Raw genomic sequence first — 3401 nt, 5'->3', positions numbered from 1 at the left:
TGGTAAACAGCCATTATACCTTGGGAGTTGCTCTCCAAGAACAAGGCAAATTAGATGATGCGATCGCGTCCTATAACAATGTCCTCAAACTCAATCCCAGTAACACTGTAGTCTACACCACTTTAGTCCAAAATAAATTAGCTAGGATTGACCGAGAGCAAAACAAATTAAATAACAAATTAAATAACCAGTTAAATGGAGCAGATTCTAATAAACGATTAAAGATAGCATTTGTATGTCAACCCTTTGTGATGACATCGTTTCCAAATCCGATGGATTCCATCGGGATTTTGACCTATGAATTCGTGCGTCTTTTAGTTCAAGATGGTGATGTTATTGTCTATACACCAGGAGAACGCTTTAATACGGCAAATCATGACGGAGTAGACTATCGATATATTCCCATAGGCCGGGATAAAAAACTGCTAAACTATCTGGAAAAAATTCCAGGATTCCAGAATCAAAAACGTCCTATATTTGGATCCAAACTCTATTACCTAGTATATATTTTACAGGTAGCAAATGACTTGAAAAAACAGCAATGTGATGTTGTTCACATTCACAACTTATCTCAGTTTATTCCAGTGATACGAGCTTTGAACCCAGGAATAAAAATTGCCCTGCACATGCATTGTGAGTGGTTGACCCAACTCGATCACAAAATTCTAGAAAAGCGGCTTAGTAAGGTAGATTTAGTTATTGGTACTAGTGAGTATATCACAGCAGGGATTCGCCAGCGTTTCCCTAAATTTGCCGAGCGCTGTCAGCCGGTTTTTAATGGGGTAAACCTTGATCGCTTCATGAATTTCTATGTCAGCGATAATCAGCAAAATGGCAGCACAAAAAATCGTGCTAAACGATTACTATACGTGGGGAGAGTATCTCCAGAAAAAGGCTCCCATGTCTTATTAGAAGCTTTTAGAAAAGTGCTCGAGCGCTGCCCTGAAACCAAACTTGATCTCGTTGGTCCTGTAGGTGCATTACCCTACGACTATCTTGTCGGATTAAGTGATGACTCCAAAGTGGCAGAGTTAGCATCATTCTACGGTGATGAAAGTTGGACAGGTTACCTGAGACGATACCTGTCCGAATTGAATGATCACTTTGGTGCTGATCTAGCCAGCCAAGTATCCTTCACTGGCTCCCTTCCTCAATCTAAGTTAGTCAATTATTATCAGCAGGCAGACATTTTTGTATTTCCGTCAGTATGTCACGAAGCATTTGGGATGCCAATTGTGGAAGCTATGGTTGCAGGTCTTCCCGTTATTGCTACCCAAGCTGGTGCTTTTCCCGAGATTGTGGAAGATGGTAAGACAGGTCTGCTGGTTGAACGGAGTAATGCTGATGCTTTAGCAGACGCCATCTTGCAACTTCTTTCTGACCAAGAACTTAGAACATCCATGGGACAAGCTGGACATCAGCGAGCGGTTGAACTATTTTCTTTCGAGAAAGTTGTTGATGATTTACTTACGCAGTACAAGACTATTCTTTGAGGCGTTACTTAATTGAAGTATGAATGCGCGATCGTTTGGCTTTGCTAAAGCCCCCTAAATCCCCCAAACTCCCAAACTTGGGGGGCTAGGGCGTGTCTTCTTGCCTCGGAGATCCCCCTAAATCCCCCTTAAAAAAGGGGGACTTTGAGTATGGCTCCCCCCTTATTAAGGGGGGCTGGGGGGGATCATAATCTTGCGGAAAACTTTGAAAACACGCCCTAGGGGGGCACAATCATACTCAGAATCAGCAACGCCTTATTTGAAAGTAAAAGACAGAAGTATTGAACTTCGGCTCAGGGAATAGTGACACGTGACAAGTTAAAAATGAACAATAAATTATCCTTACAAACTCTAGTACGCCAGTTTTATCGTTTTCTAATCCATAGTACTAGAGTTGAGTATGACAGAAATAATCTAAGACGCTCGGCGATTATATTTTCACCCCATCAGGATGATGAAACCCTTGGTTGTGGTGGAACAATTATCCGTAAAAAGCAAGCCGGAGCCGATGTAAAAATTGTTTTTATGACAGATGGATGTCAATCTCATGCTCATCTGATTCCAGAAAATCAGGTAAAATCAATACGTGCTAATGAAGCCTTGGCAGCAGCTCAAAAACTTGGTCTGCAAAAGCATGATGTCAGCTTTTTGGAATTCAAAGATGGAACATTAGATAAAACCCGAAATTTGGCTATCCATAACGTCGCCAAAATTATTCTTAACTATCTTCCTGAAGAAATTTTTATTCCCTACTACAACGATGGGGTATCTGACCATAATGCTACCAATGAAATTGTCGTAGCTGCACTCAAAACAATTAAATTTGATGTGACAGTTTATGAGTATCCTATATGGTTCTGGAATCACTGGCCCTGGACAAGGGTCGAAGGGAGTAAACCAAACCTGGTATCTTTTTTTAAAAAAACTATGATGTCAGGGTTTCGCTTACTGAATGATTTTAGATTATCTGTCTATATTGGTGATGTTTTTGATATCAAACGTACTGCCCTAGACCAACATCAATCTCAAATGAAACAACTCATTGCTCATCCACGCTGGCTAACCCTGAGGGATGTGTCAGAAGGGGAGTTTTTAGACTGCTTTTTTAAAAAATATGAATTATTTCGTCGATATAGTTTGACTCATAATTCTGAAGAGTATTGATGCAGTCGCTCATGGGGAGGGGCTGTGTGCGGAACCTGCGTCCGCACCTTGTAAGCCCCGTGGAAACCCCCAAGACCGCGCTGCATCGCTAGCGATAAATTAGCCAATTTGGCAACTTCATTTAAGATAATAATGAAATCATAAGTAACAAGAGTGTTCAAGATTTTTATCAGTCATATCAGTTCTGGATATATGGGACATCATATATCCATTTGATTTTTTGTTAATCTTGACAATGTCAGCTATCATCTATCAAATATAAAATTCATAAATAGATATTAAACAACACTATATAAACATTAAGTAAGAATATGCAACAATTAAATCCACCAGAAAATTTAGTAAACAAATCCTTCACAGACTCATTCTCAGACAACTGTTGTGCAGGTAAAACCATTGGTACTAAAAGTTCCAGTGGTGCAGTTCGTAAGGGTATAGATGTCGAAAAGCTGATTGGGATTGACAATGGCGCATTACGTCTCCAGCCCCTGCTAAAACCTGCGTGGGGCAGACAGGGGATTGCGTATGGTCCGTACACCCGTACCAATGGACTGGCCTTTGGAGTGTTTCTGAGCAATGGTCATAATACATCCCAGACCGAAAGGATTGAACCCCTAACAGAACGACTTCATCGGTGGATGATTGGTCCTGAGACAGATAAACCGGCTAAACGACTTCTGCGTTGGACTTCCAGTCAGGGAAAAAGCAGGATGCTGCGAAAGCTCCTATGGTGGATTCGTAGTA

General features: G+C 41.0%; 2 protein-coding genes and 1 pseudogene. All 3 read left to right on the top strand.

Annotation, left to right across the window (positions count from 1 at the left end; translation table 11 throughout):
- Positions 1-1493: glycosyltransferase (locus F6K38_RS37425; protein ID WP_287360061.1), on the top strand; the 1493-nt coding region annotated here is incomplete at its 5' end.
- Positions 1494-1817: 324 nt separating this feature from the next.
- The gene (locus F6K38_RS37420; RefSeq protein WP_287296534.1) at positions 1818-2657 is read left to right on the top strand and encodes a PIG-L deacetylase family protein; all 840 of its coding nucleotides are present in this window, start codon (positions 1818-1820) and stop codon (positions 2655-2657) included.
- Positions 2658-2968: 311 nt separating this feature from the next.
- Positions 2969-3401 (top strand): annotated as a pseudogene (locus F6K38_RS37415) (nucleotide-binding protein); the annotation flags it as partial.

The sequence above is a fragment of the Moorena sp. SIO3B2 genome (assembly GCF_010692525.1).
In the GTDB taxonomy this organism is placed as follows: Bacteria; Cyanobacteriota; Cyanobacteriia; order Cyanobacteriales; family Coleofasciculaceae; genus Moorena; species Moorena producens.
The sequence above is the reverse complement of the archived record's forward strand: the minus strand, read 5'-3'. Positions and strand labels throughout refer to the sequence as shown.

Excerpts from the sequence above, each read along its gene's own strand:
- F6K38_RS37420 (WP_287296534.1), top strand. The coding sequence starts at position 1,818 with ATGAACAATAAATTATCCTTACAAACTCTAGTACGCCAGTTTTATCGT.